This is a genomic window from Paracoccus thiocyanatus (genome assembly GCF_900156255.1).
GTDB lineage: Bacteria > Pseudomonadota > Alphaproteobacteria > Rhodobacterales > Rhodobacteraceae > Paracoccus > Paracoccus thiocyanatus.
In genome coordinates this window covers 74,810-94,513 of sequence record NZ_FTMK01000007.1, presented here as the reverse complement: position 1 = coordinate 94,513, position 19,704 = coordinate 74,810, and the positions used below count along the sequence as shown (strand labels likewise).

The 19,704-nt window shown below is 63.6% G+C and carries 19 protein-coding genes; 18 read left to right on the top strand and 1 reads right to left on the bottom strand.

Annotation, left to right across the window (positions count from 1 at the left end; genetic code table 11):
* Positions 1–246: 246 nt before the first annotated feature.
* From F3H32_RS07330 to F3H32_RS07275, 12 genes are all read left to right on the top strand, one after another.
* The gene (locus tag F3H32_RS07330; RefSeq protein ID WP_115754571.1) at positions 247–729 is read left to right on the top strand and encodes a helix-turn-helix transcriptional regulator; all 483 of its coding nucleotides are present in this window, start codon (positions 247–249) and stop codon (positions 727–729) included.
* A gap of 55 nt (positions 730–784) precedes the next feature.
* Positions 785–2,422, top strand: coding sequence for a terminase large subunit domain-containing protein (locus F3H32_RS07325; protein ID WP_223191372.1), 1,638 nt, complete (start codon positions 785–787; stop codon positions 2,420–2,422).
* Position 2,423: 1 nt separating this feature from the next.
* Complete coding sequence (locus F3H32_RS07320) at positions 2,424–3,665, top strand: phage portal protein (protein ID WP_149765264.1); 1,242 nt, start codon at positions 2,424–2,426, stop codon at positions 3,663–3,665.
* 16 nt (positions 3,666–3,681) lie between these two features.
* Positions 3,682–4,533 (top strand): head maturation protease, ClpP-related, encoded by an 852-nt coding sequence (locus F3H32_RS07315; RefSeq protein ID WP_149765263.1) that lies wholly within the window; start codon positions 3,682–3,684, stop codon positions 4,531–4,533.
* A 1-nt stretch (position 4,534) separates the two neighbouring features.
* Complete coding sequence (locus tag F3H32_RS07310) at positions 4,535–5,749, top strand: phage major capsid protein (RefSeq protein WP_115754574.1); 1,215 nt, start codon at positions 4,535–4,537, stop codon at positions 5,747–5,749.
* A 62-nt stretch (positions 5,750–5,811) separates the two neighbouring features.
* Positions 5,812–6,414 (top strand): hypothetical protein, encoded by a 603-nt coding sequence (locus F3H32_RS07305; RefSeq protein WP_147296765.1) that lies wholly within the window; start codon positions 5,812–5,814, stop codon positions 6,412–6,414.
* A complete protein-coding gene (locus F3H32_RS07300; protein ID WP_149765262.1) occupies positions 6,411–6,770 on the top strand; it encodes a head-tail connector protein in 360 nt (119 codons plus the stop codon). Before F3H32_RS07305 ends, F3H32_RS07300 begins: the two co-directional genes overlap by 4 nt.
* Complete coding sequence (locus F3H32_RS07295) at positions 6,685–7,098, top strand: phage head completion protein (RefSeq protein WP_441339208.1); 414 nt, start codon at positions 6,685–6,687, stop codon at positions 7,096–7,098. Before F3H32_RS07300 ends, F3H32_RS07295 begins: the two co-directional genes overlap by 86 nt.
* Complete coding sequence (locus F3H32_RS07290) at positions 7,098–7,664, top strand: HK97-gp10 family putative phage morphogenesis protein (RefSeq protein WP_149765261.1); 567 nt, start codon at positions 7,098–7,100, stop codon at positions 7,662–7,664. Before F3H32_RS07295 ends, F3H32_RS07290 begins: the two co-directional genes overlap by 1 nt.
* A 3-nt stretch (positions 7,665–7,667) precedes the next feature.
* On the top strand, positions 7,668–8,054 hold the full coding sequence (locus F3H32_RS07285) for a DUF3168 domain-containing protein (RefSeq protein WP_149765260.1): 387 nt from the start codon (positions 7,668–7,670) through the stop codon (positions 8,052–8,054).
* On the top strand, positions 8,047–8,514 hold the full coding sequence (locus tag F3H32_RS07280) for a phage tail tube protein (protein ID WP_149765259.1): 468 nt from the start codon (positions 8,047–8,049) through the stop codon (positions 8,512–8,514). Before F3H32_RS07285 ends, F3H32_RS07280 begins: the two co-directional genes overlap by 8 nt.
* A 9-nt stretch (positions 8,515–8,523) precedes the next feature.
* Positions 8,524–8,856: a hypothetical protein gene (locus tag F3H32_RS07275; RefSeq protein ID WP_149765258.1), complete on the top strand. Its 333-nt coding sequence runs from the start codon at positions 8,524–8,526 to the stop codon at positions 8,854–8,856.
* Positions 8,857–9,135: 279 nt separating this feature from the next.
* Here the strand turns inward: F3H32_RS07275 and F3H32_RS07270 are convergent, their stop codons facing one another.
* A complete protein-coding gene (locus F3H32_RS07270) occupies positions 9,136–9,465 on the bottom strand; it encodes a signal recognition particle (RefSeq protein WP_149765257.1) in 330 nt (109 codons plus the stop codon).
* 22 nt (positions 9,466–9,487) lie between these two features.
* Here F3H32_RS07270 and F3H32_RS07265 point away from each other — a divergent pair, with 22 nt between their 5' ends.
* The 6 genes from F3H32_RS07265 to F3H32_RS07240 all read left to right on the top strand — a co-directional run bounded on the left by F3H32_RS07265 (position 9,488) and on the right by F3H32_RS07240 (position 19,639).
* Positions 9,488–11,440 (top strand): phage tail tape measure protein, encoded by a 1,953-nt coding sequence (locus F3H32_RS07265; RefSeq protein WP_149765256.1) that lies wholly within the window; start codon positions 9,488–9,490, stop codon positions 11,438–11,440.
* On the top strand, positions 11,440–12,102 hold the full coding sequence (locus tag F3H32_RS07260; protein WP_149765255.1) for a hypothetical protein: 663 nt from the start codon (positions 11,440–11,442) through the stop codon (positions 12,100–12,102). The genes F3H32_RS07265 and F3H32_RS07260 overlap by 1 nt, the downstream gene beginning before the upstream one ends.
* Entirely contained in the window at positions 12,102–12,692 is a 591-nt protein-coding gene (locus F3H32_RS07255) for a hypothetical protein (protein WP_149765254.1), read from the top strand. Before F3H32_RS07260 ends, F3H32_RS07255 begins: the two co-directional genes overlap by 1 nt.
* Before the next feature lie 32 nt (positions 12,693–12,724).
* The gene (locus tag F3H32_RS07250; RefSeq protein ID WP_149765253.1) at positions 12,725–13,075 is read left to right on the top strand and encodes a hypothetical protein; all 351 of its coding nucleotides are present in this window, start codon (positions 12,725–12,727) and stop codon (positions 13,073–13,075) included.
* Positions 13,075–15,165 (top strand): phage tail protein, encoded by a 2,091-nt coding sequence (locus tag F3H32_RS07245; RefSeq protein ID WP_149765252.1) that lies wholly within the window; start codon positions 13,075–13,077, stop codon positions 15,163–15,165. Before F3H32_RS07250 ends, F3H32_RS07245 begins: the two co-directional genes overlap by 1 nt.
* 64 nt (positions 15,166–15,229) lie before the next feature.
* Positions 15,230–19,639: a hypothetical protein gene (locus F3H32_RS07240; protein WP_149765251.1), complete on the top strand. Its 4,410-nt coding sequence runs from the start codon at positions 15,230–15,232 to the stop codon at positions 19,637–19,639.
* The last annotated feature ends 65 nt before the right edge of the window (positions 19,640–19,704 follow it).

The window sequence follows — 19,704 nt, the reverse complement described above, 5'->3', positions numbered from 1 at the left end:
GCCTTGCGCCGGCGCATCGCCGCCCGTGCTGAGCTTGCCGCCTTGCAGCTGGTGCGGATCGGCCGCCACAGGGACCAGATGCTCGGGCTGCGGCGCCCCGACCCCATGGGCGGCGCCGCCGCGCCCGCGCTGACCTCGAACCCGCCCCAAATCGACCCCTCGGACCCCCGAAGGGGGGGTGGGTCGAAAGTCAGGGGGCCTGTGGGCCGCGGACCCGCGCCCCCCTCATCTGGAGATTTTTTTCTGATGGCAGAGGTTTTCGACCTGTTCGGAAACCCCGTTGACGCGGGGTCCGGCAAGCCCGGCCGGCCCCGCAAGGTGGCGACGCTGGAAGATCGCAACAAAGTCAACATGTTGCTGGCGGTGGGCTGGTCCAACGAACGGATCGCCGCCGTTCTCCGCATGTCGCTTCCGACATTTCGGCGGCTTTTTTTTCAGGAGCTGAAGATCCGCCCCGTAGCGCGCGACATGCTCGATGCCCGCCGGCTGGAGTTGGCCATGGCGGCCGCCCAAGCCGGCAACGTCGGTGCCATGCGGCAGGTGGACCGCCTGCTGGATCGCTTCGACCAGATGGAAGCGGAGCGGACCTATGCGTCCCGGCCGAAGGACCAGCCCGAGCCGAAAGAGAAGCTGGGCAAGAAGGTCCTGGACGAGGTGCTGGCGCTGGACGCCGACGCGGCGCTGACGCTGGAACTGGACCAGGAGACCAAGGGCAATGTCCGCCACTGAGGCGCTGCCGCGCTTCGCCTGCCCGGATTGGTGGGAGAAGCTTCAGGCCGGCGAGGTGCCGATTGCCGATGTTCCGGTCAACGAGGCGAAGGCGGCACGCGTCCTGGCGTTCTTCAATCGGCTGCGGCTGCCCGACGTACCCGGCAATCCGCCGATGTCGGAAGCCTGCGGCGACTGGTTCAAGACCATCCTGGTGGTGTTCTTTGCCAGCGAAGATCCGGACACGCATCGCGAGATCGTCTGGGAACTGCTGTGCATGGTCCCGAAGAAGAACTCGAAATCGACCTATGTCGCGGCACTCGGGCTGACGGCGCTCTACATGGAGGAGGCGCCGAATCGGCAGATGCTGCTGGTGGGGCCGAGCCAGAACATCTCCGAACGGTGCTTCGACCAGGCGCAGGGGATGATAAACCTCGACGACAAGCTGAAGCTGATCTTCAAGGTGCAGGAGCACCTGAAGACGATCACGCGGCGCAAGACCGGCACGGCGCTGGACGTCAAGACCTTCGACACCCAGATCGTCACCGGGGAAATCCCGGTGCTTACGATCATCGACGAGTTGCACGAGCTGGGGAAGAAGGCCAAGGCCGCCAAGGTCATGCAGCAGATCCGCGGCGGCGGCATCACCAAGGTTCGCGGCAAGGTGCTGATGATCACCACCCAGTCGGACGAGATGCCGACCGGCATTTGGAAATCGGAGCTGAAGAAGGCTCGGGCGATCCGAGACGGCAAGGGCGGGCCGGCGCCGATCATGTTGCCGGTGCTCTACGAGTTCCCGGAGGAGCACCAGCGCAACGAGAAATACTGGCGCGACCGCGGCAACTGGCACCTGGTCCTGCCGAACCTCGGCCTGTCGATCGACGAACAGGCGCTCGAGGACGATTACGAGAACAACGGCAAGGTCTCGAAAGAGGCCGAGCAGATCTGGGCCAGCCAGCATCTGAACATCGAAATCGGCGTCGGCCTCGGTGGCGATGCCTGGTCGGGTGCGGTGCATTGGGAATCGGCCGCTGCCGACTGGATCACGCTCGACCGGCTGCTGGACGAAAGCGATGTCTGCACCATCGGCGCGGACTGGGGCGGTGCCGACGACCTGGCGGCGCTGGCCGTTCTCGGCCGCCGGTCGCGCGACAAGGTCTGGCTGCTCTGGGTTCGCGCCTGGGCGCGCGAGACGGTCTTCAAGGCCCGGCCGCAGATCGCCGATGCGCTGCGCGGGTTCGAGGAAGACGGCGACCTTCGGGTTGCGGCCACGCCGGAGCAACAGGCGATCGAAGCGGCCGAGATATGTGACCGGGTGCGGATGGCAGGCCGATTGCCAGAGGCGGGCGGCATCGGGCTTGACGCCGCCGGGATCGCGCTGCTGCTCGATGCGCTCGAGGAGATGGGGATGGTTTCGCCGCTGGTCCAGGCGGTCCAACAGGGCTGGAAGCTCCAGACCGCGGTTTCGACAGTGCCGCTCAAGCTGGAATCGCGGCGGATGCTGCACGCCGACCAGCCGATCATGAACTGGGCGGTCGGCAACGCCAAGCAGGAGCTCAAGGGGAGCAATTACATGGTGACGAAGCAAGCTTCCGGCTCTGCCAAGATCGATCCCCTGATGGCGGCCTTCGATGCGGCGATGCTGATGTTCAGCAATCCGCAGGCGGCGCCGCCGATCGGCGATTTCCTTGCCAATCCGATCATGGTGATCTGACATGGACCTGCCCCGGGGCATTATCGACAGGTTCGGTCGCCCCATGGCGGCGCTGTCGGATCTTACCAAGGCTCAGCGCCTGACGCTGCAGGGCGGCGATCTGGGCTATTACGTCGCCAGCAATAGTTCGGGCAAGGTCGTCACGCTCTCGGCCGCCATGACGATTTCGGCGGTCTGGGCCTGCATCGCGCGCAGCGCGCAGGCCATGGCCTCGCTGCCGTTGGACCTGTATCGCAAGACGGCGAGCGGTCGGCAGGCCCAATCCGGCGCGCTGGCCGACCTGATCAGCCTGTCGCCGAACGAGGATCAGACCCCGGTCGAATTCTGGGAGGGCATGTTCTCGTGGATGCTGACCACGGGCAATGCCTATGCCGAGATCTTCTGGATCAATGGCCGGGCGGCCTCGCTGACACCTATCCCGTCGACCCATGTGACGCCGATCCGGAACAAGGTGACGAACCAGCTGTCCTATGAGGTCCTGGAACTGGGCAGTTCGCGCCGGCGTATCGTCCAGCGGCAGGACATGTTCCATCTTCGCGGCTGGGGGTTCGGCGGCGACGAAGGTCTGTCGCCGATCCGCTGGGGGACGCAATCCCTCGGCGCGGCGATGGCGGCAGACGAGGCTTCGGCCAAGATGTTCGGCTCGGGCATGCAGGCCTCGGGCGTGCTGAAGACGAATCAGCGCATCATGCCGGAGCAGCGCCCGCAGTTGCAGGCGATGATGAGCGAATATGCCGGATCGACCAAGGCCGGCAAGCTGATGATCCTCGAGGCCGGCATGGAGTTCGAGCAGCTGACGCTGAATCCGGACGATGCCCAAATGCTGGAAACCCGGCGCTTCTCGATCGAGGAGGTTTGCCGCTGGTTCGGAACGCCGCCCATCGTCATCGGCCATTCTGCGGAAGGGCAGACAATGTGGGGTACGGGGGTCGAGCAGATCTTCCTGTCCTGGATGCAACTGGGCATCAACCCGGTGTTGAAAAAGGTCGAGCAGCGGATCCGCAAGCAGCTGATCCCGATCCGCGATCAGCGCGACCTCTACGCCGAGTTCAACCGCGAGGCCATGCTCCAGATGGACAGCAAGGCCAAGGCCGAGTTCCTGCGCGCGATGACGACCAACGGCATCATGACCAGGGACGAGGCGCGCGACAAGCTCAACCTGGAGCGCCGCGGCGGCGTCGCCGACGAGCTGATGGTGCAGACGGCGATGTCGCCTATTGATCTGCTGAACGAAAGGATCTGACATGGCCAAGAACCATATGCCGGTCGCGCATTTCGGTGTGCGGCCCGACGACGTACGCGCCGAATGCGCCCCGCCCAAGGCCTTCGAGAAGTGGCAGCCCGAGTTGCGCGCCAAGGCCGAAGCTGCCGGCGACGCCAGCGGGCCGTTCGTCATCGATGTCATGGACGTGATTGGCGAGAGCTGGGACGGCTACGGCATTACCGGCCGTCGCGTCGGCGCCCTGCTGCGGTCCGCAGGCGACCGTGACGTGGTCGTGAACATCAATAGCCCCGGCGGCGACGTGTTCGAGGGCTTGGCGATCTACAACATGCTGCGCGGCCACAAGGGCGATGTCACGGTACGCATCGTCGGCCTGGCCGCCTCGGCAGCCTCGGTCATCGCCATGGCAGGCGACAAGGTCGAGATCGCGCGGGCGGGCTTCCTGATGATCCACAACACCTGGGTCTTTGCCATCGGCGATCGGCACGATCTTTCCACCGTGGCTGGCCAGCTGGCCGCCTTCGACGAGGTCATGGCAGAGCTTTACGCCCTTCGCGCCAAGGCGGACGCGAAAGAGATCGGCGCCATGATGGATCGCGAGACATGGATTTCGGGTCGCGCGGCCATCGACCAGGGATTCGCCGACGCGCTGCTGGATGCGGACCAGATCGAGGCATCCGACCAGGCGAAGGCCAAGGATGCCAAGGCCGTCACGGAATTCGCGTTCATGGCCCGCAAGGCGGGCTATTCGCGCTCGCAGGCCAATGCCCTGCGCAACCGCCTTACCAGCAAGCCAGGCGCTGCTGACGACGACATGCCGAGCGCTGTCGAGACGATGGCCAACCTGACCGGGTGGGCCAAATCCCTATCGGCCAAAATGGAGAACTGACATGGCCTTCGACATGGAACAGGCGTTCGGCGAGTTCAAAGCCGAATTCGACAAGGTCACCGGCAACATCAACAAGAGTGCCCAGGCTGCGCTGGACGAGGCGAAACGCCTTGGCGGGCTGACCGAAGAAACCAAGGCCAGCGTGGACAAGGCGCTGGCGGAGCAGGGCGAACTCAAGGGCCGCCTCGACGAAATGCAGGCCTCGGCCCGTGAGCTCGAGCAGCGCGTGGCCAACGGCGTCCGCGGTGGCGCGGGGGCTGCGAAGTCACTCGGCCAGATGGTCATGGATGAGGCAACCGACAAGATCCGCGCGCTCGCCAAGAGCGGCGTGCAGGGCGATCAGTCGCTTGGCGTCTTCAACGCGATCACCTCGCTGCCGGGTTCCGGTGGAGTGCTGGTCCCCGAGCGCCGGGAAAGCGAGATCATCGCCGAGCCGGACAAGAAGCTGGTGGTGAAGGATCTGGTGACGGTGGGTCAGACCGATCAGCCGCTGCTGAAGTTCTTCCGCGAGGTCGCGCGCACCGGCGCCGCGGGCATCGTGCCCGACGACGGTGTTACTGTGAAACCGCTGATCGACAAGACCTGGGTGTCGGAATCGGAGGAGGTGCGCACTATCGCGGGCCGGATGGAAATCCACAAGCACATGCTGGACGACATTCCCGCGCTACGCACCGACATTGACACCACGCTGACCTATGAGGTCAACAAGGTCGAGAACGCCCAGATCCTCGCGGGGGACGGCACCGGCGAGAACATGTCGGGCCTGATCACCAACGCCACCGCCTATGGCCAGACCGCCCGGGAGCCGGCCGGCGCGACCATCCTGGACCGCCTGCGCCTTGCCATCCTGCAGGTTGCCGCCGCCGGCTATGTCGTCGACGCGAACGTGCTGAATATCTGGGACTGGGCCGCTGCCGAGATGCTGAAGGACACGACCGGCCGGTACATCTTCGGCAACCCCTTCGACGGCACCGCGACGCCGCGTCTTTGGGGGCGTCGCATCGTCGACACCGAGGACATGCCCGAAGGAGATTTCCTGACCGGCGCGTTCAAGATGGCCGCCACCTACTACGAGCGCCAGGGGATCGAGATCCTGCTGTCGTCGGAGAACCGCGACAACTTCGACAAGAACATGCTGACGGTTCGCGGCGAGAAGCGCGGCGTCGTCGCGGTCAAGCGCCCCCTGGCGCTCTGCTACTACACCCCGACCCCCTGATGATCCCGCCGGGCGCGGCGCTGGTTGCGCCCGGTTCAACCCCGAACAGAAGGAATTCGGACATGCCGAAATTGAAAGCGCTCCGCGGCGCGATCGGGATCTATGGCCGGGTCAAGGCCAATGGGATCGTCGAGGTCGAAGACAAGGACGTCGAGAAGCTGCTCAAGACCAAGCGCTTCGTCCGGGCCACTGAAGCCGACATCGCCTCGGCGGAGAAGGCGCAGCAGGATTTCCTGGCGGTGAACATGACCGGGGCCGCGCCCGGGTTCGCGCCGGTGGCCACGCCCAAGCCGAACGACCGCCTGCAGGCCATGATCGATGGCGGTTCCATTACCAAGGAGAAGGCGCAGGAGCTGGTCGCACTGCAGATCGAGCTTTCCGATGATGAGGTGAAGGCGGCGCTTCAGCGCTGGATGCATGAGAGCAGCGCCGCGCTGTCGGCCCGCGAGGAGGAGCTCACCGCCCGGGAGGAAGCCCATGCAGAATCCGTTGCGGATCATGAGGCCGAGGTTCAGCGCTTGGCAGATATCGCCGCCGATCTCGACAAGCGCGAGAAGGCGATTGCCGAAGCCGCCGCCGCGAAAGCTTCGGCACTTGATGATCAGGGCAATGCCCATGCGACGGCCGAGGCCAAGGAAGCGCCGAAGGGTAAGGCCGCGAAATGATCGTTCCGCTGGCCGATCTGAAGGTGCATCTGCGCGTCGATCACGATGCCGAGGATTGGCTGATCACCAATATCGGCCTGGCGGCGGAACTGCGGGTGCGGAACTGGATCGGCCGGCCGATCTATGCCGCCGCCGAAGACCTGCCCCCGGCGACAGATCCCCGCTACAACCGCTATCAGATGGTCGCCGGCGAGGCGATCATCGTCGCCATCATGCAGTTGGCGGATCGCATGTATCAGCAGCGCAGCGGCGAGGGCGACAGCCAAGGCGATGCCGTACCGCCCCGGACGGTGCGCGATCTGCTGTCCGGCTATCGGGTATTCTTCCCGGCTCCGGAGGCCGGGGAGGGGTGGTGACGTGATACAAACAGGAAGCTTGGATCGCCGCATAACCATCAGCCGCAGGACGGTGACGAACGGCCCCCTCGGCGCAACCGAGACGTGGATCACGCTCGGCACCATCTGGGCAGCCAGGAAGGACGTGAGCGATGGCGAGAAGGCCGCTGCGGGCACGGTCATGTCAACGCTGGCGGCACGCTTCACGGTGCGCTCGTTTGAAATGACGCGGGGCATCCGTCCTGCTGACACGATCACCGAGGGCCGGCTGACGTTCGATATCGTCGGTATCAAGGAGCTAGGCCGGCGGGACTATCTGGAAATCACAGCGCAGGCGCGGCTGGACTGATGGCAAAGCACGTCACCTTCAAGCTTGAGGGCTTCAAGGAGCTTGAGGCCACACTGATGCGGCTGGACAAACAGGCGACACGCAAGACGGTATCGCGCAATGCGCTGAAAAAGGCGGGCGAGCCGATCAAGGCGGCGATGGAGGCCCATGCGCCGGTTGATGACGGCGTGTTGAAAGGCAGCATCACGATCAGCACCAAGATCAAGGGCGAGGTCGGGAAGGCCGCCTATTCCCAAGCAATGCGGCAGGGGTTCGACAAAGCTTCGGCGGTCAAGGCCATGCGCGATGCGCGGCGCGCCGCCAAGGGAACTGCGCCGCCGGTCATCATGTACGTCGGGCCGGGCGAGCGGGCATTCCACGCCCACCTGGTCGAGTTCGGGACCGCCCCGCATATCGTCGGCGGTAAGTTCGCCGGTGCCCGTCACCCCGGCACGGCGCCACAGCCGTTCGCCCGTCCGGTGTGGGATGCGAACAAGGGCGCGGCGCTGCGCATCCTGGCCGAGGAACTGCGGTTGCAGATCAATAAGGCCATCGCCCGACAGGCCAAGAGACAGGCGAAAGGCTGACCCATGGACGAGGTTTTCTGGGCGCTGCTGTCGGGTTCTTCGGCGGTGCAATCTCTGGTGGGCGAGCGGATATTCTGGGGTATTGCGCCGCAGAGTGCTGGCCTGCCCTATCTGGTGCTGAACATCATCAGCGCCACCGATAACCCGCATATGCAGGGCGCTGGCGGGTTCTTCCAATACCGCGTTCAGGTGGACAGCTACGGTGCTGACCGTTCTGCCGCACGAACCCTGTCCCGTGCGGTCAGGGGAGAAATCAACGGGACGCGCGCCGGGGAAATCCGGCTGATCCTGTTTGATGCCGAGCGCGAGATTTTCGAGAGCGGCGCCGATGGTCGGCCCTTCCGGATCTCGCAGGATTACATCGTGACATGGAGGCCGGATCATGGCTGAACTTGCTTCGCAGGCCGAGGTGGCCTGGGACGACGAACTCTGGATCGGGCCGCTCGCGCCTGACGGGACCGTCGAGGAATGGACGCAGATCTTCGGCATTGAAGAACTGAACGCGCCGGAGCGCACGCCCGACGATGTCGACGTGACGCATATGCAATCGCCTGGTCGCAGCCGCGAAACGATCCCCGGCCTTATGTCGGCTGCGGACTGGTCGCAGGATCTACAATACTGGCCGACGCACGCATCGCAGGTTCTGCTCGACACGCTGGCGGGCCTGACCGAGACCGGGCAGCATGAGGACGTACTGATCGAGTTCAATGTCGGGGGCATCCGGCGGACCTATCGCGGCTATGTCAATGCCTTCACGCCGCAGGGTTCGGTCGGTGAGAAGCGCATGGTCACGCTGGCGCTGAAAATCTTCGAGCGGCGCACGGCCAACCCGCGCCCTGAAAATCCCTGAGGTAAAATCATGGCTGATGTGACCGGTGCGCTGCACCACGAGTTTGGCGGGAAGGGTTACGAACTTCGTATGACCTTTGGCGTCCTGGCGAAGCTACAAGCCCGCCACGGCTCGGACCTGAAAGGGCTGCTGTCGGGCAGTGTCGAGAAAATTCCGGCGTTTGACGTGATGTTGGACGGGGTCGCCGGTGCCTTGGTGAAGGGCGGCGTTCCCGAAGAAGCGGCAGCCGAGCTGGCGGATGACATGCTGACTGCCGACCCCGAGTTGTTCGCACGCCTGCTTTCTGCGGCTTTCCCGGATGCGGTGGGAAACGCCGGAGCGCAGGGCAAGAAGAAGGACTGAATCTCGCGCGGCTCTGCGCGCAATATATCGCGGCGGGCCTGGACCCTGCTCGTTTTTGGGAAGTCACGCCGCGCCTCTACTCGGTCGAGATAGAGGGTGCCGGGATTCGATTGGAGCGCGAGCGGGAAATGGTCTGGTGGGGTGCAATGCTGCCGCACTTGAAAAAGGCTCCTGATCTGAAAACCTTCGTTGGGCATAGGGATGTCGCCAGAACCCGCGCGGAACGGGTCAGGCAGTTTCATGCCGCGTGGGATCGGGTTGACCGGGCGTTGGCTCGGGCTAGTCGATGAAGCCGTAGTGTTTGGCGGTTTTCTTGATCGCCGCACAGTGGGCAGTGCGCTCCGATGTTGTCTGGTCGCGGTATCCGAATTTTCCGCCCATAACTGCGGTGTCCAGGGACGAAGCGAACATAATGTCATCGGCCGGCACGTTCTTATCAATCCATGCCTCGATGGCGGCCTGTTTGTAGCTGAGGCCACAAATTTCCTCGCTGGCGAGAACGCTTCCCAATTCACCCGCTCTTATCATCCTAGCCAAATCCTCTTGCGCGTTGGATTGGCTGGCGCCGCCGCCGGCAATGGTTATGGCCAAAGCGAATCTTGTAATCATCGGATCATCCAAAGGCTAGAACATGGCATCGCAGGCAATCGGTTCGCTCTACGTTGCACTCGGGCTGGATAGTGCCGCGTTTACGCAGGGCGTCAAGCGCGTTCAGGGCGCGACGGGGAAGCTGGTCAGCGGTCTAGACAGGGTCGGCAAGGCCGCGACTGATATGGGCAAGAAGATGTCCATCGTCTCTGGCGCAATGGCCACGGCCGGCGCCGCCGCGATTGCACTGGTGAAGAACACGGCTGATGCGGCCAAGGAAATCAGCATCCAGTCGAAGTTGGCCAATGCCAGCACCAAAGAGTTCCAACGGTGGTCGGCTGGCTCCAAGACGGTCGGCATCCAGCAGGACAAGCTGGCCGACATCCTGAAGGACGTGAACGACCGGGTCGGGGATTTCATGGAGACCGGCGGCGGTCCCATGGCCGATTTCTTCGAGAATGTCGCGCCGAAGGTGGGCGTGACGGCCGAGGAGTTCAAGAATCTGTCTGGCCCGCAGGCGCTTCAGCTTTATGTGGACACCCTGCAAAAGGCGGGGCTGAACCAGCAGCAGATGACCTTCTACATGGAGGCAATGGCATCGGATGCGACGGCGCTGATCCCGTTGCTGATGAATGGCGGCGCCGCGATGGAGGGGTTTGGAAATGCCGCGGAGCGATCCGGCGCAGTCATGTCCGATACCGCCATCCGCGGTTCGCTGGAGTTTCAGGAGAAGCTGGACACCCTGCGCCAAGCTGTTGACGGGGTGCGGATCCGGCTTTCCGAAGCCCTCCTGCCAATTGTTAACCGGTTCATGGACGTGCTGATAGACCGGGTTGTGCCCGCGATGGACAAGGCGGTGCAGAAGATCGAGGGCCTGATCCAGTGGTTTGGGCAACTTCCCGGCCCTGTTCAGGACGCCGCCGCGGGTATTGCCGCTGCATTGGGGCTGGGAGGGCCGGTCCTGTTCGCCATTGGCACGGTGTCGCGAGCTTTTTCCTTGCTAATCGCCGCCACGGGGCCAGTTGGGCTCTTCATCGCCGCCGCGGCCGCAGCTGTCGCCGCATGGCAAGTGTGGGGCGACGACATCAAGGCCGCCGTCGGTGCGGCAATCGATTGGATCTCTGCAAAGTTTCAGGCATTCATCGACTTCCTACAAAAAATCATCGACAAGGCGACCGCGGTCAAAGATGCCATTGCGGATGCGCTGTCCGTGGGGAACCGGGCTGATCCTTCGGCGGGGGCCGCCAGCGCTGAGGATATGCGCGGCGTTGGAGTGGATATAGGTCGCGGCCTGATTTCGGGGGTGGGCCAAGGCATCGACGGCCAGCGCCAGGAGCTCCGCAGCTATCTGAACAGCGTCACAGGCACCGCGAAAGACGAATTCGATACGCATAGCCCGTCTCGCGTTTTCCAGCAGATCGGCAACTGGCTGATGCAGGGGCTCGGGCATGGGATTGGCCAGGGCGCACCAGGGGTTCAGAATGCCATGGCGTCCGTCACCGATGCTGTCAGCGGGCGCGGGGAAAGCCTGTCGGAGAGCATGAACAGCTTCGCCAGCACCGCACAGTCCGCCTTCCAGAGCGTGATTAGCGGCTCCACGAAGGTGAAGGATGCGCTGCGGCAGGTCGCTTCGCAATGGCTTGCGAGCTTCGGAAACGACATGCTGACCTCGGCGTTCGGCGGGCTTTTCGGCGGCATCGGTGCAAATGCCAACGGCACCAGTAACTGGCGCGGCGGCCTGACGGAAATTAACGAGCGCGGCGGCGAGATCGTGGATCTGCCATCGGGGACCAGAATTATCCCGCATGATGTCAGTAAGCGCATGGCGGACCGTTCGGGGGCCTCTGACGGGACCTTAGATGTCCGGGTAGGCGTAGACCAAAATGGCAACCTTCAAGCCTTCGTCGAGCGCATTAGCGGAAAAGTTTCGGCTCACGTCGTAGCCCAGAACAATCGGTCACAGGTGCAGCGCCAATACCTGTCGGGGGGCAAATAATGCAGATCGCTTTTCCCGCGCCGGTCCGGCTGCAATCATCTGTGCCGCGGCTGGAGGGACTGCGCCTTCAGCCTTTCACGAATATCGACGGGGAAACCTTCGCCAAGCCCGCCATGAATGGTTTTTGGCGCCTCGACATGCAGGCGTTCGCCTTCGACATGCAGAGCCATCTTGCCCTGTCGGCTTTCGTCACCGCGATGGGGGCGGCAAATGCGGAGTGCGTGGTGCCGGTCTATGTCAAATGGCGTCCGCTTGGCGGCAATGGTCGGATGCTGGTCCGTGGCGGGCCAGGCGCGCCCTTCACATCGGACCACATCGGCTTCACCTCCCCGCAGTTCGGTGGGTTTACCCTGCGCGCGCCGGCGGCCTATCGCGACAGCTATATCGACGTGGACACGCCGGCGCTGTCGAATCTTTCGCCCGGCCATTTCGTGACCTTGGGCGCGCGGTTGCACCAGGTCGTGAATGTTGTGCCGATCGACGAGCATCCCCAGCGTGCGCGGGTCTCGCTCATGCCGAACCTGCGGGCGGCCTATCCGGTCGGAGAGGTGGTGGTGGTGGACCAGCTGCGGCTGCGGTGTCGGCTCGAATCCGGCGATCCTGTCGCGTCCGATCTGTCGCCGCGGCAGGATACCTCCCTTACCTTCATCGAGGCGTTCTGATGTCGATCCATGACATCCCCGATGCCGAGCTGCGCCGCGGGGACGTGGCCTGCACCATCCTGTGCCAGATGGATTTCGCGACCAATCCGCAGCGGTGGTGGCTGGGATATGGGGACCTGACCACCGGCGGCGTGACCTACCGCGGCACGGGGGACGTGATCCAGATTTCATCCATGTCGCTGACCTACGGCACCTCGGCCGGCATGATCACTTTCACCATCCCGGCCGCGTCGCCCGAGATGATCGCGCGCTGCGACAACCAGGCGACAGAGGTCAACAACCGGTCGTGCCGGCTGTTCTATCAGCTGTTCTCGATGCAGGAGGCGGGCGAGGGCGGCGGCCACCGGGGCCGGCTGATCGGATCGCCGATCAGCGTGTTCACCGGCCGCATGCGCGACATGCGCAGCACGTCGAGCCATGTTGAGCGGACCATCGAGCTGGAGGCTTATGGCCGCATGTCGTGGCAGGGCAAGCCGCCGCATGGACGCTGGACGCCGGCCGACCAGAAAGCCCGGTTTCCGGGCGACAAGGGCCTCGACCTGACGCCCAGCCTGAAAGACCGGAGCGTCGTATGGGTCCCTGCCGGATAGCGGGGGAGGCGGACATCCCCCGCATCATCGACATGATCGAGCGGCTGGCCGCTGCGGTCGATGGCCCGCAGCGCGTGGACCGGCTGAAGACCGGCGAGACGTTGGCCGCGCTGATCCAGGATCCTGGCGGCGTCGCTTTCGTCTCGGGGCGCGGGTTTATCGCCGGCTGCATCGCGCAGACGGTGATCAACCCCGATCCGGTTGCGATCGAGCTGGGTTGGTATGCCGAGGATCGGTCGGGCCTGGCGCTGCTGCGCGCGTTCGAGGCCTGGGCGCACCGGCAGGGCGCGACCTTGATCAAGCTCAGCTGCAACGGAGGTGCTGCGCAGCGCATCCTTCAACGCTCGGGTTACCGGGTCGCGGAAATCCAGATGGTGAAATAATGGCTATTTTTTCCGCGATCAGCTACGCGGTTGCGTATGCAGCCAGCTTCCTTGCTTCGGCGGCGGGACTGTCCTTCGCGACGGCCGTGGAGATCGGTGTCTCAGCAGCACAGATCGCGGTTGCCGCGGCCGCGTCGGCCTTGTCGCGCGCCTTGGCGCCCAAGCCCAGCATCCCGACGCATGAGATCCAGGCCGTCATCAACCAGACCGATGCGCCGCGGCGGATCTATGTGGGACGCTATCTGGCCGGCGGTATTCGAGCCTTCTTCGATGTGAAAGAGGGCACCCTGTTCCAGCTGGTCATGGCCAATCACGGGCGCATCGACGCTTTCGAGCAGTTCTGGATCGACGGGGAGGCCGTGTCGCTGACCGGGGACCAGGTCGATTATGGCGACAAGGCTGGCTTCGTTTTCGTCACCACCCGCAATGGCGCGGGTCTGGGCGGGGACTACCCGCTGTTGTTGGAGAAATTCGCGTCGATCTGGAGCGCGGATCACCGTCTTCAGGGCCAGGCGACATTCCTTGTCCGCAGCCGAGCGCCCGGCGGCGAAGATTTCATGAAGATTTTTCCGAAAGGGTCCAACACGGTCTATCAATGGGTTGTCCGGGGCCAGCGCGTTTACGATCCGCGCACAGGCAGCACCGTCTGGTCCGACAATGCCGCCTTGGTGATCGCCCACTACCTGACCCATCCGGATGGCTATCGCCTCGACCCTGCCGAGGTCGATTGGGCCAGCGTCTCGGCGATGGCGGACTGGTGCGACCTGCCGATCCCGCAGCGCGCCGGCGGTACGGAGCCGAATATGCGGCTTTGGGGCTACTGGACGATGGACGAGGATCCAAAGGCGGTCCTGGACCGGATGAAGGCGGCCAGCGGCATCAGCACCTACGAGACGCAAGATGGCAAGGTGGGCCTGATCGGCGGGCCCTTCGGGACGCCGGCCTGCACCTTGACGGCCAAGGACATCGAGCAGATCCAGACCCGCGAGGCGATCAGCGAGCGCGAGGGCTACAATACGCTGCGGGTCTATCACCTGGCGGCCGGCGCAAAGTACGAGATCGCAGAAGTCGACGCCTGGCGTGACCAGGCCCGCCTCGCGCGCGAGGGCGAGATCGCGCAGGAGCTGCGGCTGGAGATGTGCCCCGACACCTCGCAAGCGCGCCGCCGCGGCAAGATGCAGATGCATGACGACAACCGCGCCAGGATCGAGATGATCACCGATGTGGTCGGGCTGAAAGCGCGCTTCCCGGCTGCCCACGGCCAGCGGCACACGATCATGCTGAACTATCGGCCCCAGGACGGGTCCGGTCGGGTGATCCAGGGCGAATACGAAGTCCTCGATCATGAATTCGACCCACAGGCGCTGCAATGCCGGATCGAGCTGGCCAAGGTGGACCGGGCCGCGGCAGCGTGGAACCCCGCGACGGAGGAGGGGGCGCCGCCAGCTTCTGCCATTGGCGCGGCGGGCGATCCGCCGCCGGACATCGTGGCCACATTGAGCCAGGTGATCACGCGGCCGAACGAAAATTCGGCTTTTGCGGTGCTGTCGGTGACGGCCGAGCAAATCCCCGATCGCGATGATCTGAAAATTCAGGCGCGTTATCGCAAGCTCGGCGACACGGCATGGATTTCCATGGAAGGCGGCGGATTTATCAGTTCAGGAGGGCGCTATATCGCCCGCTCGGGCGTGGTCCAGGACCGCCAGCAATATCAAGCCCAGGTCCGCTTCCAGGGCGTTTTCACCGGCATCGACGAATGGGAAAACCTGGGGCCGATCACGGTGCTGGAGAATGGCATTCCGCCCGGCCAGCCGACGCAATTGATCCCGTCGAACGGCACGGGATACGTCCACCTAAGCTGGCGAAATCCGAACGGTTCGTTCAGCAAGATCCGCATCTATCGTGGCACCAGCGCTGATCCATCCCAGGCCGGGCAGGTGGGCGAAACCGGCGGCGCGTCCGGCCAGATCAGCGAATATCAGGACGATACCGCCAGCCCCGCCACAGACTACTGGTACTGGGTCGTGGCCGTGAACTCTTCCGGGATCGAGGGCACCTACGCGGGCCCGGCACCCATCACCACACCCTAACGCATCCGATCATCACTGACCGACAGGCTCGCTCCGGCGGGCCTTTTTTGCATGGAGAGGCCGCATGGCTCTGCTTGACGACATCAACCGCCTGCTGCGCGACCACACCGGCTATACCGGCGACGGGCAGGGCAGCAATGGACCGCTGCCGGTCGGGGACAGGTCCACTGCGCGCTACACGCCGAATATGCGCGATCTGCGCGAGTTGATGAAGACCATCGCCCAAACCCTGGGCGATCCCGGCGCGCTCCAGGACATCCTTGCCAATAGCGGCAAGGTTTTCGCAAACCGCGCCGAGGCGGTGAGCTTTGGCCAGGACCGTCTGCCCGCGGCGCTGGGGCGCATCATCACACTCGAGGGCAACTACCTGGTTGTGCGCGGCCAGGGTCAGACCGAGGATGATCCGCTGTTCGAAATCGCGCCGCGCTGGGGCGTCCTCGTTCGCATACCCAACAGGGATCTGGTCGAGTCGATCAGCAACCTCGGTGATGTCCTCTCCCTGCAGACCGACACCGAGGCCAGCACGGGGCAGTTGGTCATGGCGACCATCCCGGCCGGACAGGCTCATATGACCCTGTACGCGGGCCAGCAGCTTCGGTTCCGCTGGCCGTTCTCGAACACCGGGCCGGATCCCGTCATCAACATCGATGGCGCCGAGTTCCTGATCCGGGCGCGCAATGGGGGGGAATTGTCCGCTGGCGATCTTCCAGGCGGCCAGCGCTTGCTGGGCTATGTCTATTTCAACACGCCGGAAACCAAGATCATCCGCCTGTCGGAATCTGTCCGGGCGACCGACATCAATGGCCTCAAGGGCTCGCTGGAGGCCGGGTCGATCATCCCGCTCGTCAACATCGGGGGCGACGGCACCGTGATCACCGCCGACCTAGCTGCGGCGGCAGTCAATGCCGGCGTCACGGTCACCGGCAGCCTGTCGGTGCGATACATCCCGGCCGCGACCAACGCCAACGATGCCGAGACCGATGTGACGCTGTTCGTGTCGGGCGACGAGCCGCGGATCCTGCGTTCCGCCGACGGCACGCGGCTTCCCGCAGAGTTCTTTGTCGTCGGCCGGGCCTATACCCTCGACCGGCGCGGGACGATCTGGCGCGTGGCCACGGGCAGCGTTGACCGTATGGAATTGAACGGCAAAGCGGACCTCGCCAACTCGGGCAAAACCTTTAGCTCCCGTGCGGCTGCGGTCGCATTGGGACAGGAGAATCTGCCGAGCATTCTGGGACCGATTATCACTCAAGAGGGAAATTTTCTGGTGTTTCGTGGACCGGGACAGAACACCGATGATCCGCTCTTTGAAACTGCACCTCGGTGGGGCGTGATCGTGCGCGCGCCGGCCGGCACTTTGCTGGGCATAGGCGCGATTCCACTGATCAACATCAGCGGCACGGGCGACGCGATTGCCGCGGAACTTTCCATCCCAGAGGCCCGGATTTCCGACAGAACTTCGGTCGAATACATCCCTGTCGATACAAACACGGGTGCGGTCAAGCTCACCATCGACGGCGACATCGAGCGAGATGTGTTCAGCCCGGACGGGACGGTTCTGCCCCCAGGATACTTCAAGCCGGGCCGGTCCTATACCCTGACGCGCCGTGGCGCGAGCGCATGGCGCGTCCGCAGCGGTACAGTGGATGATCGAGATCTAGCGACCGCACTGGCCGCCAAGGCCGATCTGGCGAACAGCGGCCGAATATTCTCTACCCGAGCTGCTGCTGTCGCGGCTGGTCAGGCCGCTTTGCCGGGGTCGTTGGGCCAAATTTTCACCGGTGCCGGCCGGGCCCTCCAGGTGCGCGGCCCAGGGTCAACTAACGACCCGCTGTTCGATACGTGGCCTTATTGGGGTATCGCACAGGTCCAGAACACCTCCTGGGCGGTGGCGAATGCGGGGATACCGCGACTGAACACAATAGCGTCGAGTTCCGGTCCCTATCTGGCCCGGTTTAGCGCTGGAGTGGCGAACTACATCTCGGCTGGCGACCTCACCGACAACAGCAAGGTCGAGTTCATTCCGAACAGAGACAGCCCGGCGGCCCCCTCGATCTTGATTGAGGGTGATACTGAGAGGTCCATTTTTTCCAGCACCGGCCAGATTCTGCCCCAGGGGGCGATGAAGGCAGGAAAGGCATATCTCCTGACCCGCAGGGGCGAATTCTGGCGCCTGCTGGTTGACGATTCCTCCGATGTGCCGCCTGATGTTGCAACGCGGCTGACAGCCTTGGAGGCCGGTCTGCCGGCAGAGAGGCTTGCTCGAGAGGCCGCGGATCAGGCGGAGGCCGATGCCCGGCAGGTTGACGTTGCAGGGCTTCAGCACGAGGTTTCTGACCTGCGTAGTGATGTCGATGCTCTCGTGACCGGTGTCCGACCGGTGGGGGATTGGGACGCGGCGTCGGGCGCCTTCCCATCCGATCGGCCTGACGCTAGCCCGGTACAGGCCGGTGACCAATGGTCAGTAACCGGTGGCGGCGTTGTCGATGGCGTCAATTTCGCGCCAGGCGACCTGCTGACCGCGCTGGTGGATGGAGGCGGAGCAACCTACGCTGGTTCTTGGAGCCGCCGTGTTGGCACGGCGACACAGGCCGATCAGGTGGTCACGACCACGCCCGGGGTTTCTGTTCAAAACTGGATCGACCGCTACGTAAAACGCACGTCTTTGGAGTGGAATCTGTCCGAATATCTGGATGACGAGGACTATTATTACGCCGGCCTGGCGAACTCTGCCGATCAGGATGAGGCTCGAGTCACGGCGGCGGTGCAGTTGTTTCATGACGAGTTCATGGACTGGTGGTCCACGTCTCCGGGGCGACATGGTTTGGTGCGTTACAGACCAATCACGCTGGCCGTCAATGATGAGGTGTTCAGCGAGTACTTCGCGCAGAGCCTTTGGGACATGAGCAACTTGTTCGATGACAGTCGGGTTGAGTTCGATTGCTCGGGCGTCAAATTCCAGATCAAGAACTGGAGCGCACGTGCGGCGGTCAGAACGTCCGGTTTCTGGGCCGCCGAGGGGATCGTTGAACCTGTTCCGAAGGCCGTTTGGCGGTGGGAGCAATCTTCCTCGCGCCAGCTTTCTCCCCAGATCAGGGGGCGCATGTATATCACGGGGGAAATGAACCCGAATATGGATGTGATTGGCATGAAAACCATGTCCCTAAACGCGGCAAATCTGGATCGAGTCTATATCAATAACCTGTGCAATTATGGAAAGTTCACCGAGAACTTCTTTAATTCCACGGTTAACGAGATGGATATTCTGCGTTGCGGATACCAGCCTACTGATTTTGGTGGCGACGGCTTCATGTCTGCATCGGTTCGATTTTCCAATGTCGGAAATATCATTGAGGCTACCGAGCCGGTGTTTGAAAGCGGCCATGCTGGCCTGTCGTTCGCGCTTGCGGGCGCGGGCCCTGCTCGCGGCGGATTGCGCCAGGTCCACTGGTCGCCGGTGGACGAAGTACTTGACGCGCACCATGTCAGGCTGGTCAAGGTTCCAGCCGCCAATGTAACCGGTCAGGTCGGCAGTTTCGAAGCGATCCGGGGCTCAATTGAGGCCGGGTCGGCCCTACTGGAACTTTCCAGACCGATCTCGCGGAGCCTGGTGGGGCGATATATCACCGTGTTCCGCTGTGGGCAGCAGGGCGCGCCGTCTGATTTCGGAACCCTGACCGCGCGGGTGACCTCCCATGTTGGCGATCAGGTCATCCTGTCCCATGCGGCGCAGCTGACCGTCCATGGTGCTGCGGTCTCAGTTGCGTGTGGACTGTATCAAGGACGCTCGTCTGATTTCATGCTGACGAACAGGGGGCAAAACAATGATGTAACTTACCATAATCTCAGGCTGGTCGGCGGCGAGATTTCGCATTCAGCATGCGCAATACTCGTGGACAACAATGGCGTGGATTTTGGTCCAGGGTCCAAGGTCCACGGGTCGCCGCCGGTCGCGAATAACTTCGGCGGGAACTTCATGGCCATCGGTTATGACGTGGCGGAAACGGTGAACCTCGATCACTGCTTGATCGAGCATGGCGGGCATTCACCGCGTTTTGGTCGGCATGTCCTGACCGGCGGTAACATCCAAGTCGATGTGAGCGGAGGCGTGGCTGGCGATTTCCTAATCGGTACGGAGAGTGCGGAGGTTTACAACGACATTCACGACAATCCGACAGTGGCGCAGTTCTACTACTCGGCCATCCGCCATCGCGGCTATGTCGCCGATCAGCAGCTCATCCGCTACGGTGCGAACGGCCGGCCGGGACAGGTTCTGGGCGGGGCCAGTTCTCGGTCAGCGCGACGAAATCCCGACGCACTAGCGTTCCCCAACCGGGTTGCCGGGAATGGAGGCCCAACCTCTCAAAGGCCGAGCCCGCCGTTTCTCTTCGAGAAGTTCTTCGACACCGACCTCGGCGTCGAGATCACCTGGACGGGCTCGGCGTGGGTGGATGCCCTGGGGAACGCGGTGTGATGATTCGCGGCGCGCGGGCGAGGTCTCGACGGTCCTCGCCCCGGCGATGTTGCTGTAATGTTCTC